Below are 22,054 nucleotides of genomic sequence, written 5' to 3'. Positions count from 1 at the left end.
GTATCATGAATCGAAGCCGTATGACGAAAGGAATTTTCAATGCTATCATTTGATGTGAAATATTTCACCATATAATAGGGCTTGCGATTCGGTCATACGGAGAAGGACAGAAGGAAGGGGCGATCCAACAGTTTTTACCTTAAGGGTAAGTACATAGCTTCGGACTCATATAAAGGGAGAGGATTTCATTTGAAAAAGCTTGTTTCGCTAACGCTTTGCGCGACAATGGTCTTATCTTCACTCGCCTTGACGGTCGATTTGTCACCGTTCAAAATTTCGTCCATTGATGTCGTATCCGCCGCTTCCGAAACCGAATCTGCCAAAGAAAGTACGCCTGCCAAGCCGACGACGACCAAGCAGGAAACGAAATCAACGACAACCACGAAACCGACGACAAAATCAACTACAAATTCAACGACGACAAAGCCGGCCTCCACCAAGTCTACCAATAGCGCGGGCAAAGATGCCGATAAGCCGGCTGCGGTCGCTCCGAAAGTGGAGGAAGTACCGCAGAACCCTTATCAAGACGGCGTGTATGTCGCATATGGAAACGCTTACTCGAAAGGGACCGAAGGAGCCAAGGTCACGATCAAGGACGGCAAGATCGCCGATGTGGAGCTGATGAGAACCAGCCCGAAACTGATCGACCGGGATGTGCGCAATAACTTTAACGGATTGTGGCAGGCTTACGAACCGATGAAGAACAGTCTGCTCGGAAGAACGCGCGAGGAAGCGGCCGAAGCCGACGTCGTATCCGGCGCAACCCGCTCCGGCGAAGGCTGGAAGCTGGCGGTCGATCGCGCTTTTGAGCGGGCTTTGACCGAGAAGCCGGCGGGAGAAGTCTATTTTGCGGGCGAGCATATGGGCGTGGACCCCGAGGGCAAATATATGGTGTTTGCCAATTATGACAAAACGAAACTTCTCGGTGTTAAAGTGTACCCGTTGAATGAAAAAGGGGAAGCCGTGGAGGCCTCCGCCATGACTCCGGAGCAAGCGAAAACCGTCTATACGATTGCCAGCGAACTGTTATACCGCGGGACTAACGCCGTAGCCGCAAACGGTATGGAAGCCGACTTCAAAGCGGCGGTCAACGCGTTCTGGGATGCGGAGCAAAATGCGAAGATCAAGAACAACTCGAAATATGTCGACGGGTTCTATTCCGCCTACGGTGCCGCCAGAGACAAAGGCGTGGAGAGAGCGGATGTCTACATCCGCAACGGCAAGCTGGTCGACGTGAAGCTGTACAGACTGGGCTCCAACCTGCTGGACCGCGGCGAGACCGCTTATGCCGAAGTGGTTAAAGCCAACGCTCCAATGACGGCGAAGCTGTTGGCCAACGGCTCGTATATCGAAAATTATAGCGATACCGACGCCATTTCCGGCGCCACGGAAAGCAGCCACAGCTGGAACGAAGCGGTGGAACGAGCTTTCGAGAAAGCGCTGAAAACGCCGGAGGGCGGCAAATATTTTGAAGGTACGTTCGCCGGCGTCGATAACCGGTCCCAGGTTCTGGTACTGGCCGATATTCAGGGCGACAAAGTGACCAAAACAGCCATCCATCTGTTTGATCAGAACGGAAAGCTGATCGCGGAAGATAATTTGACCGAGGCGCAAAAAGCGCTTATCGCCGGCCTCAGCGACGGCCTGGTCAAGCATGGCGCAAACCTGGCGCTTGTTCCGGGTGAGGAACTGGTGTCCGCAGCCGCCAAGGCCGCTTATGCGGACGCGCTGCAAAATGCGTCCAAGGTGCAGGGCGAGTACAAGGACGGAACCTTTACCGCCTATGCCGGCGCTTACGATAAAGGCGCCAACCGTGCCGATGTCACCCTGCGCAACGGGAACATCGTCGGCATCAACCTGTACCGCGTCGGCGTGAATATGGAAGACCGCGGCGAAACGGCGTACGCGGAAGTGGTCAAAGCGATTCCGATTATGGAGAATAGCTTTATGATGGCGGCTTCCCGCGAGAAGGCCGCCGAGGTCGATGCGGTATCCGGCGCAACGAGCAGCACCTCCGCGTTCAAATCGGCCGTGGACGGCGCATACAAGAAAGCCGAAATTTCCGAAGCTTACAAAACGGCTTATCTCAACGGAGTCTTTGCCGGGACGAATGCCGGCAAATCCGTCTATGTGATGGTCACCATAGAGAAGAATGTACCGGTCAAAATGGAAGTATTCTATCTGGATGAAGCCGGCAAGGTCAAGGCCAACGACACCCTGTCCACGGATGAACTTGCCGTGAAACAGGAGATCGAAACGCCGGCAGCGGAAGGCGGCATGCATAAATACGCGTACCGCCCTGCCGCATTCGGCGATACCGACGCGATCAAAGCGTTGTCGGGCAAAGTGATCGAAGCCGTCAAAGCGGCGCTTGAAGCCGCAGGCAGATAAACACGCCAAAGCATCGGATATAGAGGTTGTCCCGAACAAGGTCCGAAATGGCTGCGGGGGCAGCCTCTAATTTTTTGGGGTTTGCCTGCGCCGCCAGAGAATTGGCCTGCCGTCCTTCGTTTCCCCATAGTATAATGAAACTATTATTATCATGGGGGAATTAAGTGTGACATTGATTAAGCAGCTAACGAATCAAGACGAATTTATAGGCTATTATTTGCTCAAAGAAGTGGAGATCAAGCAGACGAACAGCACGCCGCCGAAGGATTATCTGGATCTGGTGCTGGCGGACGCGACCGGGGAGCTGCCGGCAAAATTGTGGGATGCCTCGCCGCTCGACAAGGAGACCTTTTTTCCGATGGGACTTGTGAAGGTCAAAGGGCTGGTGCAAACCTACCGCGACAGACTGCAGGTCAAAATTATCCAAATCCGTCCGGCCAAAACGGAAGACGGGGTGAAGCTGACGGATTTCATCCGCTCCGCGCCGATCTCGTCCAAGGAACTCATTCATACGATTCATCAGGTGATGAACGGCATTTTCGATACGGAAATACGGAAGATCGTCGAATTTTGCGTCGGGAAAGTGGAGGAAAAGCTGGAGCACGCGCCGGCGGCGAAGACCCACCATCACGCGTATTTCGGGGGGCTTGCCTACCACATGGTCCGGATGCTGGAGCTCGGCGAGTTTCTGTGCGGGCAGCGGCCCTTCCTGAACGCCGATCTGCTGAAGGCCGGCATCATCCTGCATGACATCGCCAAGCCGGAAGAGATGGTGGCGCAGCTTGGCATCGTATCCGAATACAGCTTGCAGGGGAAGCTGGTAGGGCATATTTCGATGGCGTCGAACTGGATTACCGAGGCAGCCGTACGGCTGGGCATCGACCCCGAAGCGCCGAAAGTAATGGGATTGCAGCATTTGGTGCTGTCGCATCACAACCTCGGCGAGTGGGGCAGCCCGGTACAGCCGCAGATGGCCGAAGCCGTAGCGCTGCACTATATCGATGCGCTGGACGCCAAGCTGCAGATGGTGGAGGATGCGCTCCACACGACCCCGGAGACGGAGGAATGGACACCGATGATCCGGGGATTGGAAAACAAGGCGATTTACCGGCTGAAGCCCTAATCGCAACCCGCTTGGGCCTGCCGGGCAAAAGCCAGCCAATTAGACAAGAACCGCTTTCCGATGTTGGAAGGCGGTTTTTTTGCGCAAATATGGCGAATAATGCCTCGATTCGATGGAAAGATAAAGATAACTTTTTCTTTTGGAGGCATGACATGGACAACAAGACGGAGCAGAAACATAACGCGGGCCGGCCCGATGATATCCTGACGAATCGCCAAGGCCATCCGGTTACGGATAATCAGAATGTAAGAACGGTAGGAAACCGCGGGCCGGTGACCCTGGAAAATTACCATCTTCTCGAAAAAGTATCCCATTTCGACCGGGAACGCATCCCGGAACGGGTCGTTCATGCCCGGGGGGCGGGCGCGCACGGCTATTTTGAGGCTTACGGGAAAGTCGGCGACGAGTCCATCGCGAAATATACGCGGGCCAAGCTTTTTCAGGAGCCGGGAAAACGGACTCCGGTATTCGTTCGCTTCTCCACGGTAATTGGCGGAGCCGAATCTCCGGAAACCTTGCGGGACCCGCGCGGTTTTGCCGTGAAATTTTATACCGAGGACGGGAACTGGGATCTTGTGGGGAACAATTTGAAAATATTTTTTATCCGCGATCCATTGAAGTTCCCGGACATGGTTCATTCCTTTAAACCGGATCCGGTCTCAAAGCTCCCAAATCCGGAGCGGATGTTCGACTTTTTGTCGCGGACCCCGGAATCGACTCATATGGTTACCTTTATCTTTTCCCCGTGGGGTATTCCGGCCAACTACCGGCAAATGCAAGGCTCCGGCGTCAATACGTATAAATGGGTCAATCAGGAAGGAGAAGCCGTGCTGGTCAAATACCATTGGGAGCCGCTCAAACAAGGGATCAAAAATTTGCTTCAGCATGAAGCGGACCAAATCCAGGCGACCAATTACAATCACGCAACCCAGGATTTATTCGAAGCGATCGAACGCGGCGATTATCCCGAATGGGAGCTGTGCGTGCAAATTATGAGCGATGACGAGCATCCCGAACTGGATTACGATCCGCTCGACCCGACGAAATTGTGGGATACGGAACGGTTTCCGTTTCTGCCCGTCGGCAAAATGGTGCTGAACAAAAATCCGGAAAATTACTTTAATGAAGTCGAACAGTCTGCGTTTGGAACCGGGGTGCTTGTGGACGGCCTTGATTTCTCCGATGACATGCTCCTGCAAGGCAGAACCTTCTCCTATTCGGATACGCAGCGCTACCGGGTAGGAACCAATTATTTGCAGCTTCCGATCAACGCGCCTAAGACGCAAGTAGCTACCAACCAGCGGGGCGGCCAAATGGAATACCGGGTCGATCTCCATCCCGGAGGCAATCCGCATATCGATTACGAGCCTTCCGCGCTCGGCGGCTTAAAGGAAGCGGATAAGCACGGGAAGGATCATCAGCCGCATTATGATGCAAAGCTGGTGCGGGAGAAGATCGAACGGGCGAATGATTTCGCCCAGGCGGGGGAAACCTTCCGTGCTTTTGACGAAGTGGAGCAGAACGAGCTGATTTCCAACCTGGTCAACAATCTGAAAATTTGTAATCCGGTGATTCAAGAAACGTGGATCGGATATTTTACGGAGGCGGACCCGGAGTACGGGAGACGCGTCAAGGAAGGGCTTGAGCGGGCCAAACGGGAGCAAACGGAGCATACGAGTACGGCGGCCGCGGATGAGGCCGTGAAGAAATCGGAACAAATGGGTCACGAATCCGACCGATATTAAAAGTTGGCGGCAGCGTGTATCAGCAGTGAAAAAACAGCCTTGTCCGGCTCGGGTGCCGGGCAGGGCTGTTTATGCGTTCCTGGCGCTGGAGTGTGCCTCAAATATTTTCCGCATAACGAGGCTCGGGGATTTTGGTCAAGATCACATACAAGGAAGCAGGCTCGCTCCCGTCATTGATAAAACCGAATTCTTCGTTGCCTTCCAGGTGGAGGATATCTCCTTCGGCAAAGGCGGTTTTGGCGCCGTCCACGGTTATCGTTCCGCTGCCCGTGAGGCCGAGCAGGTAAACATCGGTTCCCGGGTGGCGGTGACTGGGCAGCTCCTGGCCGGGCATGAAGTTCAGTACGAACACCACGCTCTCCCCTTTTTGAAAAGCAATCCGTTTCGTGAATTTATCGGCTTGAAAATCCTGCAATGCGCTAAGCGATTTTTTATCCATTGATTATCCCTCCTTGGTGTTATCTTAGCAATAAAACTGATTTAAAACCTTGACGCGGATCAAGTTTTTGGGCCGGGGGAGGATTTTCTCATATTTTTCTAACGAACCTGCCTATATAATCGCTAGTGGTGCAACGCCCGTCATCCATTCATTGGGGGCGATAAAAAAGCAGGAGGATTTATGAATGACCTATAAAGCTTTGGAACTGGAAAGGCCGGCAACGTATGAACTGGAAGGGCTGGAAGTCGGCGTGACCTCGAACTGCAATTTCCGCTGCGATTATTGCTGCGCATATAACCGAAACGACGGTAACAGTATTAACGCCGGGGAGATTATCAAGGTGCTGGAGCAATTGCCCGGTTTAAAGCGGGTGCGCCTATCCGGCGGCGAAGTGACGCTGAAATACCGGGATTGCGTGGAGGTTGTCGATTATTGTACTTCGCGGGGGATTCATACGCAGCTTAACTCCAATGCCAGTCTGTTAAATGAAGACCGGATCGCGCAATTGGCGGAGGCCGGGCTGACGAATATCCATATTTCCTTTAATTTTGTAACGGCCGAAGAATTCTCCGATTATTATCGTATTCATCCGAGCGTCTATCATAAAATTCGCGAAAATATCGCGCTTTGTGTCGAAGCGGGGATCGACACGGTGCTGGAAACGCTGTTGTTCAGCGAAACCGAGCACCGAATGGACGAAATCAGCGAGCATGTATACCGGCTCGGGGTCCGTACCCATGAAATTCAGAACAGCATCGTCATGAATCACACCGGCTGGAGATCGATCGCTGCGCGGGAAACGCTCAAGAAGGCGGTAAACGGCTTGATCGCCGGGCGAAAGGAAGATATGACGCTCTATTTTACCTGTATGGACCGTTTTATGAACGAGCTTGGCTTTACGGAGCGGCCGGGGGTTTATTTTCCCCATTGCATCGAAGGCAAGAAGCAGCTTCACCTTCACGGCAACGGGGATATTCTGATTTCGGAGCTGTGTCATCCGGTGATCATCGGGAATATTTATGAAGGAGCTTCGCTCAAAGATCTATATGAACCGAAGCAAATGCCGGAGCCTTTGCGGGAGTTTCTGGACAAACAGCCGTGTCCCGCGTACGATGCGCTGTTTCCGCAAAGCGTATAATCCGGCCAACTATTCGACATCGAAATCAAAGTAGGTGGAAGGGTAGGGCTCGTCTTGAAGCGTATAATGCCACCATTCCTTGGCGTACGGTTTGAAGCCCCGATTCACCATGGCGGTTTTAAGAATATAGCGGTTCGTCCGCTGTTCCTTGGTGATTAGCTTGGAGCCGTGGCTTGAGATTTCGCCGAGAAAATCGACCCGGCTGCCCATATCGACTTCTTCTCCCGTTCTCTTGTAGACGAGCGTCAAATCGACCGTGCTGCCGCGGGAATGACCGGATTTACTGGAGAGGTAGCCGAGTTTGAACAGCTTGCTCTTTTCGACATCGGGGTAAAATTGCTCCTTCATCAGGGTATCGTTTGGATCCTTGGACCAGGCAATAAAATGATTTACCGCTTTCTGCGGGCGGTAGGCATCGATGATCTTGAGCCGGTATCCCTGTTTCTCCAAGTCGTCATTGACTTTCTTCAAGGCATTCGCCGCTTCGGACGTCATGATGGCGAACGGCGCCTCATACCCTTTGACCCGTGTCCCGATAAAGTTGTTATCGCCGTAATATCGGATATCATACTGGGCATTCGGAATCACCTCGTCCAAATAGACGAAGCCTTTGGGAAGTTTGTTCTGTTTACTGACCGATGCTTCGGGTAAGCTTGGCTGTGCGGGAAGAGATTCGATGATGTGGGCGGCTTGCGCGGTTCGGACCGCTTCCGGGCCGCCGAAGCCGCTAGCGATGAGAATCCCCAGGATCGAAAGCAAGAGGGCGGCGAAACGATACGGCTTGGGCCAGGAACGGTTGTTGTCGGGTAACATGGTCTCACTCCTTTGTCTGAGAGATGAATACCTTCCTGCTAAATATTATAGGTTATGATAGACATTCCCGGCATATTTGATTCGAAATAAAGGCTTTCCCGATTCATACATTGGGGAAAGCCTTTTCATTTGGCATGCATCATTTCCCTTACAGCTTGGCACTTGACTAGTGTGTTTCATGAGAGTATATTAGTAAATGCTTTAATAATTAACGTATAATTATTTCAGTTGTTTAATTAAAATTTTAATCATAAATGGGCAAGTGAGGTGTAGCAAGGAAAAGAGCATAAATGGAGGTTATATAGTTGGTAGAAAGAGAAACCCTGCTGGAAGTCACGACCATGTTCAGAATTCTGATCAAGGGAATTACTCAGAAGTGGAACAAACTTGGCGGAAATTACAACCTCAGTTTTCCGCAGTTCAAGATGCTCCATGTATTGCTGCAGTCCGGGCCGCAAAAGGTTTCGAACCTTGCGGAGAAGCTCGGTTTAACGTCGGCGGCCATTACCGGGTTGACGGATCGGCTTATCGTCGAAGGTTATGCCAAAAGGGACCGGACGGAAGAAGACCGGAGAGTCGTTTTTATTTCCATCACGGATAAAGGAAAAGATACCCTCAAGAAGATATTGAGTGACCACGAGGAGTCGACGAAAACGATTTTTACTTCGCTTGAAGACGAAGAGGTTATGCACTTAAAGCGGATTTTTACCATTATGATTGATAATTTAGAGAAATAGAGACAAGAGGTGGAGAGAGTTTTATGGAGCACTTATCAACAAAGCGCAAAGTGACGATCATGATCGCCATTATGGCTGCCATGTTCTTCGCGGCAATCAACCAGACGATTGTCAGCACCGCCATGCCGCGGATTATTTCGATCCTGGACGGTATGGACTATTATACTTGGACGATCAATATTTACTTGTTGACCTCGACGATTGCGACCGTCCTGGTCGGTAAACTGTCCGATATGTTCGGACGCAAGCCGTTTTTGCTCATAGGGATTTTGTTCTTTATGGCCGGTGCGTTCCTGACAGGGACATCGGACAATGTATTCCAATTCATTACTTACCGCGGTATCCAAGGGATTGGCGCCGGGATCATCCAGTCGACAGCCTTTACCGCTGTAGGCGACTTGTTCGCACCGCGCGAACGCGGTAAATGGATGGGTCTCATGACGGCCGTATTCGGCTTCTCCAGTGTCCTTGGCCCAACCCTTGGCGGATACTTGGTCGATCATATGGATTGGCACTGGCTGTTCTGGATCTTCCTGCCGCTCGGTATCGTCGCTTTCATCATGATTATGACCTTGTTCCCGAAAACGGACCGCAAGCCAGGGGAAGGCATCGATTATCTCGGTTCGCTGTTTATGACAACGACAATCGTACCGCTGCTGCTTGCCTTTTCGTGGGCAGGAACGACTTACGCGTGGGGTTCCGCGCAAATTCTGTGGCTGCTTGCCGCTACGGTCGTATCGGCCATCATTTTCGTAATTGTAGAGATGAAATCGAGAAATCCGATTTTGCCGATGCATCTGTTTAAAAACGGCGTAGTGACCATTTCGAACATCATTGGCTTTATCATGAACTTCGGCATGATGGGCGCGATGATCTATATCTCGTTCTTCGTACAGGGCGTTATGGGCATCTCGCCGACTTATGCCGGTTATGTTACGCTGCCGATGAGTATCTTCATGGTGGTGACCAGTGCCTTGACGGGTCAATGGATCGCCAAAATCGGCAAATACAAACGCTTTGCCTTGCTCGGTGTGCCGATCATGATCTTGGGTATGGCGATCATGGTATTCATGAACAGCGTTTGGATGGCGATCGTGGCCATGGTCATTTTCGGCATCGGTCTTGGCCTCGGCATGCCGGTGTTCTCGCTGGCTACGCAAAACGCCGTGCCGCACAAAGAACTCGGGGTTGTTACGGCTTCCTCGCAATTGTTCCGTAACCTCGGGGGCACGATCGGTGTTGCCGTGATGGGTACGGTTATGTCGAACAGCTTGGCTAAGAACCTGAAAGCCGCGATGACTTCGTCCAGCGCTCCCGACTTCAGCCAAGTGGATCCGCAAATGGCGCAGCAATTGTCCGCGTTCGCGAATCCGCAAACGCTGATGAACAAACCGCTGATCGAAGAAACGCAAGCAGGCCTGCCTGCAGACATTCAGCCGCTGTTCGCCCAGATGATTCAAAGCATTCGCGACGCTCTCGGCGATACGCTGTCGCTCGTATTCTTGACAGGGACGCTCGTTCTGATCGTTTCGTTCCTTCTCGTATTCTTCCTGAAGGAGCTTCCGCTTCGGACGACGAACCAGGCTGCGCCTGCGGAGGGAACTCCGGGAGGCAAAGCTCAGGAAAACGGCGCCGTATCGCAGCAAAAAGTCGGGCTTGAATCGTAAGCCGTTATACAGGAAAAACTACTATAAAAAAGCGCAAGCATCGAGGGTGGAATTCACCCGATGCTTGCGCTTTTTGTTTGAAATTTTGTCCGGAAGAACAGGCTAAGGACACGGATGACTGTTAGAAGCTAGTTTTTTCGATTATGACCTTCTAAAGGACGTGTATGTCCATTAGAGTCAAGATTATTACGGAAAAACCTTATTTATAGCCCCTAATGTACATAAGTGTCCGTTAAATAATAAATTAATTGCATTAATGGTCACTAACTGTCATAGATGACCGTAAGAAGGGCCCGTGCGATCTTCTGAACTGCTCCGGAGTTATTCCCTCCAGCCGCTTGAACACCGTGCAAAAATAGCTGGAATGCTCGAATCCCGACCGATGGGCGATCTCTTGAATTTTCAGATCGGGCTCGAGATAAATCAATTGCTTGCTCCGGTTGATCCGTTCGCGGTTGACGTACTCCATCGGCCGGAGGTTCAGGCCTTTCTTGAAGAGCTGGCACAAGTACTGGGGCGAAACCCCGGCCTGCTCGGCCAGCAGCTCGATGCTGAGCGGTTCGTGGCAGTGCCGCTTGATATAGGAGATGACCGGCTGCAGGCGCCTGACATTCTGGTGCAGCGAATGGCGGCTTGTATTGACATGCTTCGGCAAGTCCAGCAAAAAGGAATAGACCAGCTTGGAGCATTCCACCCCCGAAAAGGCTCCCTCCGTATTGGCGGCTTTCAATATCGAGGATAATACGGCCATCATGTTGGCCATGTCTATAATTTGATAGACGCCGGTTTGATGAATTCCGGCCTGATCCAGTAAAGGCCCGGCCTGACTGCCCTCCCAGGCGATAAACGTCACTTCCCACGGCCCCTTGGTCGCGTGATAGCGGTGCGGGACATGGGGGAACAGCGCGATCGCTTGCCCCGCCTTGACGGGAAACGCCTGACCGTCCACATAGAGCATCCCCTCGCCGGAAAGCGTAAGGAGCCATTGATAGGAAGCAAAGCCTTCCGGTCTTTGAATCGGCTCCTGATGCCCCCATTGTCCCGCCGTCGTGAGATAAACGGGCAGGCGCAGATCGGAATCGCTGAGCAGACAGAAAATACATGTATCCAAAACTGATCACTACTTTCATATTTTTGAATTGTTATGAAAATTATTAAATAGAAAAGCCGGATGAGTCATTCTATAATGTTGAATATAATGATATGATACTATAATTTCAACGAATGGGAGTGACGATTTTGCGGAAGAAAAAGCTGGTGTATAACCCGCCTGCCAACGGCTACCCGGAGTGGAACAACAATCCCGAGATTTTCGCACTCAACCGGATGGATGCGCATGCTGCGTTTATTACTTATGACTCCTTGAAGGAGGCGTTGGACGGGAAGCGCGATGAGTCGCGGAGCCGCTATAGCTTAAACGGAATGTGGAAATTCGCTTGGGCCGAAAACCCCGACCACCGGATTCAACATTTTTATGAGCAAGACTACGACTGCAGCGGATGGGCGGAAATTCCGGTTCCGTCCCATTGGCAGCTGCAAGGATATGATTATCCGCAATATACCAATGTCCGTTATCCTTGGATCGAGCAGGAAGACCTGAAGCCGCCGTTTGCTCCGACCAAGTACAATCCGGTCGGTTCTTACGTCCGGACGTTCTCGGTGCCGGAGCATTGGGAGGATCAGCCGGTTTACATCAGTCTTCAAGGCGTGGAATCGGCGTTTTATGTGTGGCTGAACGGGGAACTGGTCGGCTATAGCGAAGACACGTTTACCCCGGCCGAATTCGACCTGACGCCGTACCTGATTCCGGGCACCAACAAACTGGCCGTCGAGGTGTACCGCTGGAGCGATGCCAGCTGGCTGGAGGACCAGGATTTCTGGCGGATGAGCGGTATCTTCCGGGATGTGTATCTTTACACGGCACCGGACGCCCATATTTACGATTTCAAGGCTCTGGCCGATTTGGATCGGGATTTCAGTAGCGGAAGCTTGTCGGTGACGGCCCGGATTCTCAATTACAGCGAACGGGATCAGCAGGCTCTTTCGATCGAGGCGCAGCTATATGACGATGAGCGGAACCCTGTTTGGAGCCAGCCGCTGTCCGGCAATGTCCCGCTGCGGTCCCAACCGGAGCAAACGGCGGTGCTGACGGGAATGGTAGAAGCGCCGAAACGCTGGAGCGCGGAGTACCCGCATTTGTATACGCTGGTGATTACGCTGAAAGACGCAGCGGGAAAGTCGGTTCAATACGTGAGCTGCAAGGTTGGCTTCCGGCGTTTCGAAATCGAAGGCGGGCTGATGAAGATCAACGGCCAAGTCATCGAGTTTAAAGGGGTCAACCGTCACGAGTTCTCTCACACCAAAGGCCGTACGATCGGGGCGGACGAGATGATCCGGGACATTATATTAATGAAAGCTTATAACATTAACGCGGTCCGGACATCCCATTATCCCAATCATCCGCTGTGGTACGAACTGTGCGATGAATATGGCCTGTATGTAATCGACGAGGTGAATTTGGAGACTCACGGAAGCTGGCGTTACGGGCAACAAGAGGAAGAGGATACCATTCCGGGCAGCAAGCCCGAATGGCTGGACAATGTGCTGGACCGTGCCAAATCGATGTATGAACGGGACAAAAACCATCCGTCGATCCTCATCTGGTCGCTCGGCAATGAATCGTTCGGCGGGGACAATTTCCTTCATATGTACCGTTATTTTAAAGAAACGGACCCGTCGCGGGTCGTCCATTATGAAGGGGTATTCCATTTTCGCCGGAGCGACGCGGCCTCCGATATCGAGAGCCACATGTATTCGAATATCGCCGTGATCGAGAATTATGCCAAAAACGACCCGCAAAAGCCGTTCATTCTGTGCGAATACAGCCATGCCATGGGCAATTCCTGTGGCGGTTTAAGCGATTACTGGGATCTGTTCGACCGGTATCCTGTGCTGCAGGGCGGTTTCATATGGGACTGGATCGACCAGTCCATCCTGACGAAAACGGAGGATGGGGTTGAATATCTCGCTTATGGCGGCGATTTCGGCGAGTCTCCGCATGACGGAACGTTTTGCGGGAACGGACTTATTTTTGCCGACCGGACCGTGTCCCCGAAAATTCATGAAGTGAAGAAATGCTACCAAAGCGTCAGATTCGACGGATCGCGGCTTTCGGAGGGCGTTCTGAAAGTAGCCAATCGTTATTTATTTACCGATCTTGGCGAGTTCGACTTCGAATGGAGCGTCATGGCGGACGGCGAGCCTGCCGCGGCAGGGCGGAAAACGGTCTCCGTCGCTCCGGGAGCGGCGGAGGAAGTGGACGTGTCCGAGCTGGTGGAGCTTGCCGCCGCCGGTACCAATGGCGAGGAGTATATCGCCACGTTCCGCTTCCTGCTGAAGCAAAATACGCCTTGGGCGGAGCAGGGGCAAGAGGTGGCGTTCGGACAGTTTGCGCTTCCGGCGGTTCAAAAGCCGCGGGCAGAGCGCTTAGAACCAGCCCAGCCTTTGCAAGCCGGGACTTCGGCAGGAGCATCCGGCGTTCCGGTTCTGACCGTAAACGGCGATGGGTTCGCCGTTTCGTTCGATCAGGCGACAGGGGAACTGTTTTCTTATGCCGCCGGAGGCACCGAACTCGTCAAGCGGGCGCCGCGCCCGAATTTCTGGCGTGCCATGGTCGACAATGACCGGGGGAACGGGCATGAGGAGCGCAGCGGAGTATGGCGCAAAGCGGGCGAGGGAAGACGCCTGTTGCGGTTTGCTTATGAAGCAACACCTTATAAGGTGGATGTTGCTGCGGATTATGCTCTCCCGACGGCGCCGGAATCGCTCTGCACCTTGACCTACACCGTTCACGGGAACGGCCAAGTCGACGTGCGGATGACGCTCGCCCCGGGCGAAGGCTTGCCGGACATTCCGGAGGTCGGCATCATGCTCGAGATGGATGGGGCGTTTGACCGGCTCGAATGGTACGGCAAGGGGCCGTTCGAGAACTATTTCGACCGGAACACCGGTGCGAAAATCGGAAAATACGGCGGCCTTGTCAAGGACCAGTGGGTGCCGTATCTCCGGCCGCAGGAATGCGGCAACAAAACGGAGGTCCGTCAGGCCGCGGTCTTCAATGAGCAAGGTGTAGGCTTGTTCTTTGAGGGCCGACCCAAATTCGAGCTGAACGTGCTTCCGTTTACGCCGGAGGAGATCGAAGCCAGCGACCACGCCTACAAGCTGCCTTCGTCGGACAAAACGGTTATCCGCGTCATGGCCAAGCAAATGGGCGTCGGAGGCGACGACAGCTGGGGGGCGCGGCCGCATCCGCAGCATCTGCTTCATGCCAACCGGGATTATCATTTGACGTTTTCGTTTAGGGCAAAACTGTAAGTCTCTAAATCCGCTTTCTATATAATAGAAGAAAGCCGTCTCTTTAGCCGCGTATCGGAGCGGACAAGAGACGGCTTTTGCTTTGCCGGCATATATCTTCTTACGGATTTAATTAGCGCGGGGCTTGAAAATTCCGAACGGGCGGCCGACCGGCAGAAATGCTTTGCCGAAATGCGCGTTGAGCACCGAGGCGCCGGCGCCATACAGGGACAGCAGTCCGATAGCCATTTCCGCATAGGCGGCCAAGGCATGAAATACTTCCGGAGCGATGCCGAAAGCATCGAAAGTAAGGCCGAGGAAAAGCACATCGATCAGTACGAAAATGAAGAAAAGCACTTTATGGGTTTCCATCGCGCCGATGGTCATAAACAAGGTGAAGATGAGATATCCGGCGAACGCGAATCCGAGCTGCTTGCCGTCGATGCCGGAAGCCAGTTCAGGGCCGAGCGCTCCGAGCTTGATCAGCCAGCCGGTTCCCATGGCGAACCAGAAAAAAGCATAAGCGCCGAAGGCGGTCATCCCGAATGTATTGTTGTGCTTGGCGTCCTGGATGCTGGCAAAGAGCTGAGCGAAGGCGCCGAGAAAAATCGCCCACGGAATGGCGTAGCTTAAGCCCTCCGTTAATCCGAGCTTTTGCGAGGAAGCGACCAGGGTGACGATCGCTAGCCCAAACAGGCCGATCCCGCCCGGATCGGCCGTGATGATTTTTACTTGTGTCGAAGCTGCCGTTTGCATAATCGATTGTGATCCTCCAATAGTTCAAAAGTTATGTACTGGTTCATTCCTCCGATACCGGAATGCATACTGAAGTATTGTAATGGATTTAGGACCTTCCGTACAGTGTCTATTGTCTCTATGACTCGTCAGGTTGCACATTGATTTAATTTTGTTTACTAAACATATATTCGATGTGTAATAAATCCTCAGTTTCTGGAATGGATAATTATAATTTTACCAAATGTGGACAAACGTCGAAACCCGCTGTTTTGCTGAAATTTTTAGCCACTTTCATAAATCGTCATATTGTTAATAGAATTATCTTTTGATATAATTTACTTGTAATTTAACTAAACATTACTTAACAAACAGAAAGGGGGGTGAAGAATGGCAACGATTCGTGACATCGCCCGGGAGGCCCAAGTTTCCGTAGCCACGGTATCCAGGGTACTCAACGAAGATATGACATTGTCTGTTACGCCTCAGACGCGGCAGCGGATTTTGGCCGTATGCGAGCAGTTGAACTACAAGCCGCGCAAAGCCAAGAAGAAAGCGCCTACAGTTGCCGGTCAGCGCCACAGCCTCGGCATGCTGCTTTGGGGCTCGAACGAACAGGAACAGCAGGACCCGTACTTTATGTCTATCCGCCAGGGAATCGAGAATCAGTGCATGGAACTGGGCTTTGATATCGTCAAGTCGATCCGGATGTACGGCGATTCGCCGGAATATCAGGATCTGAGCAACCTGGACGGCCTGTTCGTCGTGGGGAACGTCGATCCGCACGATCTGCAAGAGATTTTCCCGAAGCCGGACCGGACGGTATACGTGGCGAACACGCCGGAAGTCGGAGAGATCGATGCCGTCATCATCGATTTGGAGAAAGCCGCAAACGATGTGATCAGCTATTTGCTGGAATCCGGGTACCGGAATATCGGCTTTGTCGGCGGCAAGGAATATATGCACCGGCTGGAGCGAACGATGTGCGAAATTCCCGAAAAGCGGCGGAGAGCGTTCGAGAACATCATGCGGGAAAACAAGCTATACCGCGAACGGAATGTGTATATCGGAGATTGGACGATTCAAAGCGGATACCGGTTGATGCAGACCGCGATCGCCAAAGGGGATTTGCCGGAAGCATTCTTCTTTGCCAATGATCCGATGGCCATAGGAGCGCTGCGGGCGATCAAAGAAGCGGGCCTCTCCGTACCGGATGATGTTGCGATTGTGGGGCTGGACGATATCGAAATGGCTGCGTTTGCCAGCGTGCCCCTAACGACCGTCAAAATTTACAGCGAACAAATGGGGCGGTCAGCGGTGAACCTGATGGCCGAAAGATTGCGGGGCCGGGACGTTCCGTTACGGGTTGTAGTTCCGACCAAGCTTGTCTTGAGAGAAAGCTGCGGCGCAAAGAGAAAATAGAGAAGAGAATTATGCCGCGCTGCCAAAAAAAAGGACTCCCGTCAGGGAGCCAAAAAAAAGACTATTCCATCTCGTAGTATAAGGTGACCCGAATCAAAAAACAATCATCTAGAATTGTTAATGGAGGACAAAAATGAAAAAAACGTCAATAACTGTGATGCTGCTGATTTTAACTCTCCTTGTAAGCGCTTGTGGCGGCTCTAATAACAATAGTGCTTCGAAATCCGAAAATGGAGGAACGAACGGAGCGGGCGGGGAAAAAGTAACGCTCAGCTTGTACAGCACGGCATCGGACGGCTCTTCCCAAGAAGTCCTGAAAAAAGTCATCGCCGATTATCAAGTTGAAAATCCGAATGTCAACATTGAGGTTCAATATCCGGGGGCGGATTATGACAGTGTTCTCAAGATGATGATGGCATCCAACGAGCTTCCCGATCTGTTCGATACGCACGGTTGGGCTATGACCCGTTATAAGGATTATGTCGCGGATTTGAGCGGCGAAGCATGGACAGCCGACCTGTCGGATACGATCAAAAATGTGCTTGTCGACGACACGGGCAAGGTTTACGCGCTGCCGCTGAACGAATCGAAGGACGGCATTACGTTTAATGCCAATGTGTTGGAAAAATACGGCGTAGAAATTCCTACTACGATTGACGAAATGATCGCGGCCGGCGAAAAAATCAAAGCCGAAAGCAACGGCAGCGTTATTCCGTTCTTCTATGCCGGACAAGACTCCTGGACGATCGGCCAATTCTTCGATTATTTTGCCAACTCGCTGCTGATCAGCCCGGAACCGAACCAGGCTCAAGCTTTGCTGGACAACACGTTCGATTGGAACAACTGGAATCCGCTTGCCGAAAAATTCAAAGAGCTTCATGACAAAGGTCTCATGAACGAAGACGTGCTGACGGCGAAATATTCCGACATTCCGGCCTTGTTCGCCCAGGATCAAATCGCATTCGTCATGACCGGCCCGGCGTTTACAGCCGATGCGCTCAATTTGAACCCTGATTTGAAATTCGGCATTATGCCGGTACCGGCGATGGTGGAAGGCGACGCACCGAACTTCTCCGGCGGCGAGCGCAACACTTTGGCCGCTTGGAAGGATTCGAAGAACCTGGAAGAAGCGAAGAAATTCCTCGCATTCTATGCAAAACCGGAGTATATGAAAATGATGGCCGAAGCGACGGGTTCCCCTGCGGCATTCAAGAGTGTGACTGCGGATCTCGGACAAGCGACCCAATATTATGAGCAATTCAAGGATATCCGCGTATTCCCTTACTTCGACCGTCTGTATCTTCCTAGCGGGATGTGGGACGTAATTACGACCAAAGGGCAGGAAATTTTGGCCGGCGGCATCACTGCACAGGATTTCTCGGATGCCATGAAGCAAAATGTCGATCGTTTGCTCAGCCAACAGTAATTCACCGTCTCCTAACACGCAATTAAAACATAGCTGAATATGAATGTGATGTCTGAGGGCTTGCTTCAGCAAGCCCTTTTTACCTACTTTACGTAAAGAAGGGATACCAAGTATGAAAAGTGGAGGGGCTGCCCGCCTGAATCGCAACGCTCCGTTTTGGCTTAACTTGATGTATTTGCCGGCGCTGTTGCTGTTTTTGCTGTTTATCGTCTATCCGTTCTTGAAAGGCGTCCAAATTTCTTTCACGAACTGGAACGGCTTTTCCCAATCCTATAAATGGATCGGATTCGACAACTACAAGCGGATGTTCTCGGACCCCAATATCGGCGTCGTTATTCGCAATACGCTGATCTACGGGGTCGGAAGCACCTTGCTGCAAAATATTTTCGGCCTGCTTTACGCCTTGCTCCTGAATAAGAGTATCAAAATACGGGGCCTGGCGCGCACGATCGTCTACTTGCCGGTTATCGTGAGCGGCCTGATTATGGGTTATATTTTCTACTTCTTCTTCCAATTCAGAGGCGGTGCCTTCAACGACGTTCTCGAGCTGTTCGGCATGGCTCCGGTCAATATGCTGGGCGATCCGAACCTCAACGTATGGATTATTATGCTGGTCAACAGTTTCCAATTTATGGGTACAGCCATGATCATTTATTTGGCGGGCCTGCAGTCAATCTCGAAAGATTATTTCGAAGCGGCCGACATCGACGGCGCTAACGCATGGGTGAAGTTCAAAAACGTCACGCTGCCGCTGCTTATGCCGTCCATCACCATCAATGTCGTATTGAACCTGATCGGCGGACTCAAGCTGTTCGACGCCATTATGGCGCTGACGGGCGGCGGACCGGGATATGCTTCCCAGTCGATGTCCACGATGATGTACAAGACGTACTTCTCCAGCCAAGACGCCGGGTATGCGTCCGCCATCGGCATTCTGATGTTCCTGATGATTTCGGTCTTCAGTATTATCGCTTTGCAGTATTTGCGCAAAAAGGAGGTCAATTAGGATGAAAAAGACGGGATATATCCTGCTGACGATCCTGATCAGCATTATTCACATCCTGCCCTTCTATTTGCTGCTGACGACATCGTTCAAGCCTGCGAATGATTTCAGCTCGAAATGGGTGTTTCCTAGCGATTTATATTTGGAGAACTTCACCAACGCCTGGAAAAACGCCAACCTGGGGCAAGCCTTCCTTAACAATATTATCGTCACGTTTTTCTCTTTGGTGTTGATCATTATCATCGGAGCGATCGCTTCCTATCCGTTGTCCCGGTTTCAAACGAAGCTGAACAAAGTGATGTATGCGGTATTTATTTCCGCGATGATCGTCCCTCCGCTCACTACGCTCGTTCCGCTTTACCAGCTTTATGTCGATATCGGCGCCATGAACACGTATTGGGGCATTATTTTGCTGCAAGTGACGTTCAACATGCCGATTACGATTTTCCTGTATACGGGTTTCATCGGTTCGATTCCGCGGGAATTGGATGAGGCCGCGATGATCGACGGCATGAGCCGTTTCCGGTTGTTCTTCAAAATCATCCTGCCGCTGCTCAAGCCGATCACGGCCACGGTCATCATCATGACGGGCGTCGGGGTGTGGAATGACTACCAGTTCTCTTTGTTCTTCCTGCAAAAACTGAATATGCAAACCGTAACTGTAGCGCTATCTTCATTCTTTACACAGTACAGCAGCAATGTGGGCTGGGTAGCGGCCGGCTCGCTGTTAGCCGCTCTTCCGTTAATCGTGCTTTATTTGTTCCTGCAAAGATATTTCGTATCCGGCTTGTCGTCGGGTGCCGTCAAAGGATAGGAAGCCGCTCAGCAATCGCTTGAAGGAGGACGACCATACATGGCAATACAATATAATAGAGAGAATAGAACTTTTCATCTGCAGGCGAAAGACAGCAGCTATTTGCTGCACATCACGCCTTACGAATATGTCGCCCACCTGTATTGGGGCAAGAAAATCGGCGGCTGGCGCGGAGCGAATCCGATTCGCTATGTGGACCGGGGGTTCGCACCGAATCCCGTTCCGGGAACGCGTGATTTTTCTTTGGACACCATTCCGTTAGAATATCCTTCATACGGCAATAGCGATTATCGCGAGCCGGCGATCCAGATCCAGCTCGAAAACGGTTCGACCGTCAGCGATTTCCGGTATGTGTCGCATGAAATCTATAGAGGCAAGCCGAAGCTGGAGGGTCTTCCCGCCACTTATGCGGAGCGGGAGGACGAGGCCGAAACGCTGAAGCTCCTACTTGTCGACGAGCTCACGAACATGCGCGTCGAGCTGTTGTATACGGTATTTGAAGAGCTTAGCGTGATCACGCGTTCGGCCAGAATTATCAACGAAGGCTCCGCGCCGGTGAAGCTGCTTCGCGCGCTCAGCGCCAGCGTGGATTTCCGCGATGTGAATTTCGAACTACTGCATCTGTCCGGTTCGTGGGCGAATGAACGGAATATCGTCCGCCGCAAAATCGTGCAGGGCACGCATGCAATCGAGAGCAAACGCGGCGCGAGCAGCCATCAGCACAATCCGTTCCTGGCGCTTCTTCGGCCGGATACGAACGAGGATCACGGCGAAGTGTACGGCTTCAATCTGGTTTACAGCGGCAATTTTACCGCCCAAGTGGAAGCCGATCAATTCAATATGGCCCGCGTATCCATGGGCATCAACCCCTTCGATTTCACCTGGCTGCTGGAGCCGGGCGAATCGTTCCAAACGCCGGAGGTCGTCATGGTTTACTCCGACGGGGGACTTACCGGCATGTCGAGAACGTATCACAAGCTGTACCAGACCCGGCTTATCCGCGGCGCGCACCGCGATGCGCTGCGTCCGGTGCTGATCAACAACTGGGAAGCGACCTACTTCGATTTCAATGCGGACAAGATCGAAAGCATCGCCCGCAAAGGCCGGGAGCTCGGCATGGAATTGTTCGTGCTGGACGACGGCTGGTTCGGCAAGCGCGACGACGACAAGACGTCGCTCGGCGACTGGTTCGTCGACAAGCGCAAGCTGCCCGGGGGACTCGAGGATCTCGTAGCGAGAGTGACCGAAACCGGCATGCAATTCGGCATCTGGTTCGAGCCGGAGATGATCTCCGAGGAGAGCGAGCTGTACCGTGAGCATCCGGACTGGTGCCTGCATGTGCCGGGGCGGTTCCGTTCGCCGGGCCGGGACCAGTATATCCTCGATCTGTCGCGCAAAGAGGTACGCGATGCGGTGGTGAAGATGGTCGCGGACATTCTGTCCTCCGCGCCGATCTCCTACGTCAAATGGGATATGAACCGCCATATGACCGAGATCGGCTCCGCCGCGCTCCCGCCGCAGCGCCAGCGGGAGACCGCCCACCGCTACATGCTCGGACTGTACGACATGATGGAACAGCTCGTCACGCGGTTTCCGCAGGTGCTGTTCGAGAGCTGCTCCGGCGGCGGCGGCCGCTTCGATCCCGGCATGCTATACTACATGCCGCAGGTATGGACGAGCGACAACACCGACGCGGTATGCCGCTTGAAGATCCAGTACGGCACGAGCCTGGTCTACCCGATCGGCGCGATGGGCTCGCACGTATTGGCCGTGCCGAACCATCAGGTTCACCGCATGACCTCGCTCAAAATGCGGGGGGACGTCGCCATGTCCGGCAATTTCGGCTATGAGCTCGATTTGACGGCCATGCCGGAGGACGAGCAGGAGACGGTCAAGCAGCAGGTCGAGTTCTACAAGGAAATCCGGCCGCTCGTGCAGTTCGGTGATTTCTACCGGCTGCTCAGCCCGTTCGAGGGCAACGAGACGGCTTGGATGTTCGTCTCCGAGGACCGGAGCGAAGCGATGTTCGCGTATTTCCGCGTACTGGCGCAGCCGAACGCTTCCTTATGCTCGCTCCGCCTGAAAGGGCTCGATCCCGAGGCCCTCTACCAAGTCGACGGCTTCGACGAGCCGATCGGCGGCGACGAACTGATGTACTCCGGCCTCATGCTTCCGCATCAATCCGGCGATTTCTTCAGCGTCGTGGGCAGATTGCGGAGAGTGTAATATATAATAAGCGCAAGGGGCA

The 22,054-nt window shown here is 52.7% G+C and carries 16 protein-coding genes; 12 read left to right on the top strand and 4 right to left on the bottom strand.

The annotated features are described in order from the left end of the window. The first annotated feature begins 189 nt into the window (after window positions 1-189). From V3851_RS04165 to V3851_RS04155, 3 genes are all read left to right on the top strand, one after another. A complete protein-coding gene (locus tag V3851_RS04165; protein ID WP_331845209.1) occupies window positions 190-2,391 on the top strand; it encodes an FMN-binding protein in 2,202 nt (733 codons plus the stop codon). Window positions 2,392-2,557: 166 nt separating this feature from the next. Next, the gene (locus tag V3851_RS04160) at window positions 2,558-3,514 is read left to right on the top strand and encodes a 3'-5' exoribonuclease YhaM family protein (protein ID WP_331845208.1); all 957 of its coding nucleotides are present in this window, start codon (window positions 2,558-2,560) and stop codon (window positions 3,512-3,514) included. Between the two features lie 152 nt (window positions 3,515-3,666). Beyond that, window positions 3,667-5,259 carry a catalase gene (locus V3851_RS04155; protein WP_414859250.1) on the top strand — a complete coding sequence of 531 codons (1,593 nt, stop codon included), beginning with the start codon at window positions 3,667-3,669 and terminating at the stop codon, window positions 5,257-5,259. 97 nt (window positions 5,260-5,356) lie between these two features. Here the strand turns inward: V3851_RS04155 and V3851_RS04150 are convergent, their stop codons facing one another. Continuing rightward, window positions 5,357-5,698, bottom strand: a complete 342-nt coding sequence (locus V3851_RS04150) for a cupin domain-containing protein (RefSeq protein WP_331845207.1) — start codon at window positions 5,696-5,698, stop codon at window positions 5,357-5,359. 184 nt (window positions 5,699-5,882) lie between these two features. Here V3851_RS04150 and V3851_RS04145 point away from each other — a divergent pair, with 184 nt between their 5' ends. Continuing rightward, window positions 5,883-6,836: a radical SAM protein gene (locus tag V3851_RS04145; protein ID WP_331845206.1), complete on the top strand. Its 954-nt coding sequence runs from the start codon at window positions 5,883-5,885 to the stop codon at window positions 6,834-6,836. A gap of 9 nt (window positions 6,837-6,845) precedes the next feature. On the opposite strand, the gene V3851_RS04140 is transcribed toward V3851_RS04145, so the two are convergent. Further along, entirely contained in the window at window positions 6,846-7,649 is an 804-nt protein-coding gene (locus V3851_RS04140; protein ID WP_331845205.1) for a M15 family metallopeptidase, read from the bottom strand. 305 nt (window positions 7,650-7,954) lie between these two features. Between V3851_RS04140 and V3851_RS04135 the strand changes: the two genes are divergently transcribed. Beyond that, complete coding sequence (locus V3851_RS04135; RefSeq protein WP_331845204.1) at window positions 7,955-8,386, top strand: MarR family winged helix-turn-helix transcriptional regulator; 432 nt, start codon at window positions 7,955-7,957, stop codon at window positions 8,384-8,386. Between the two features lie 23 nt (window positions 8,387-8,409). Further along, on the top strand, window positions 8,410-10,053 hold the full coding sequence (locus tag V3851_RS04130) for an MDR family MFS transporter (protein WP_331845203.1): 1,644 nt from the start codon (window positions 8,410-8,412) through the stop codon (window positions 10,051-10,053). A 253-nt stretch (window positions 10,054-10,306) separates the two neighbouring features. Here the strand turns inward: V3851_RS04130 and V3851_RS04125 are convergent, their stop codons facing one another. Next, window positions 10,307-11,164, bottom strand: coding sequence for an AraC family transcriptional regulator (locus tag V3851_RS04125; RefSeq protein ID WP_331845202.1), 858 nt, complete (start codon window positions 11,162-11,164; stop codon window positions 10,307-10,309). A 128-nt stretch (window positions 11,165-11,292) separates the two neighbouring features. On the opposite strand from V3851_RS04125, the gene lacZ reads away from it, so the two are divergent. Next, complete coding sequence (gene lacZ, locus V3851_RS04120; protein WP_331845201.1) at window positions 11,293-14,427, top strand: beta-galactosidase, LacZ type; 3,135 nt, start codon at window positions 11,293-11,295, stop codon at window positions 14,425-14,427. Window positions 14,428-14,535: 108 nt separating this feature from the next. Here the strand turns inward: lacZ and V3851_RS04115 are convergent, their stop codons facing one another. Beyond that, window positions 14,536-15,162, bottom strand: coding sequence for an acetate uptake transporter (locus V3851_RS04115; protein ID WP_331845200.1), 627 nt, complete (start codon window positions 15,160-15,162; stop codon window positions 14,536-14,538). A 369-nt stretch (window positions 15,163-15,531) separates the two neighbouring features. Between V3851_RS04115 and V3851_RS04110 the strand changes: the two genes are divergently transcribed. From V3851_RS04110 to V3851_RS04090, 5 genes are all read left to right on the top strand, one after another. Continuing rightward, entirely contained in the window at window positions 15,532-16,563 is a 1,032-nt protein-coding gene (locus tag V3851_RS04110; RefSeq protein ID WP_331845199.1) for a LacI family DNA-binding transcriptional regulator, read from the top strand. Window positions 16,564-16,696: 133 nt separating this feature from the next. Beyond that, window positions 16,697-17,989, top strand: a complete 1,293-nt coding sequence (locus tag V3851_RS04105; RefSeq protein ID WP_331845198.1) for an ABC transporter substrate-binding protein — start codon at window positions 16,697-16,699, stop codon at window positions 17,987-17,989. Between the two features lie 112 nt (window positions 17,990-18,101). Continuing rightward, window positions 18,102-18,995, top strand: a complete 894-nt coding sequence (locus V3851_RS04100; protein WP_331845197.1) for a carbohydrate ABC transporter permease — start codon at window positions 18,102-18,104, stop codon at window positions 18,993-18,995. Window position 18,996: 1 nt separating this feature from the next. Further along, on the top strand, window positions 18,997-19,806 hold the full coding sequence (locus V3851_RS04095) for a carbohydrate ABC transporter permease (protein ID WP_331845196.1): 810 nt from the start codon (window positions 18,997-18,999) through the stop codon (window positions 19,804-19,806). A 39-nt stretch (window positions 19,807-19,845) separates the two neighbouring features. After that, window positions 19,846-22,032 carry an alpha-galactosidase gene (locus tag V3851_RS04090; RefSeq protein WP_331845195.1) on the top strand — a complete coding sequence of 729 codons (2,187 nt, stop codon included), beginning with the start codon at window positions 19,846-19,848 and terminating at the stop codon, window positions 22,030-22,032. Window positions 22,033-22,054: the final 22 nt, after the last annotated feature.

Origin of the sequence: Paenibacillus haidiansis, assembly GCF_036553665.1 — a bacterium.
Taxonomy (GTDB): Bacteria; Bacillota; Bacilli; order Paenibacillales; family Paenibacillaceae; genus Fontibacillus; species Fontibacillus haidiansis.
Note: the sequence above shows the minus strand (reverse complement) of the source record. Positions and strands in the feature narration are given on the sequence as shown.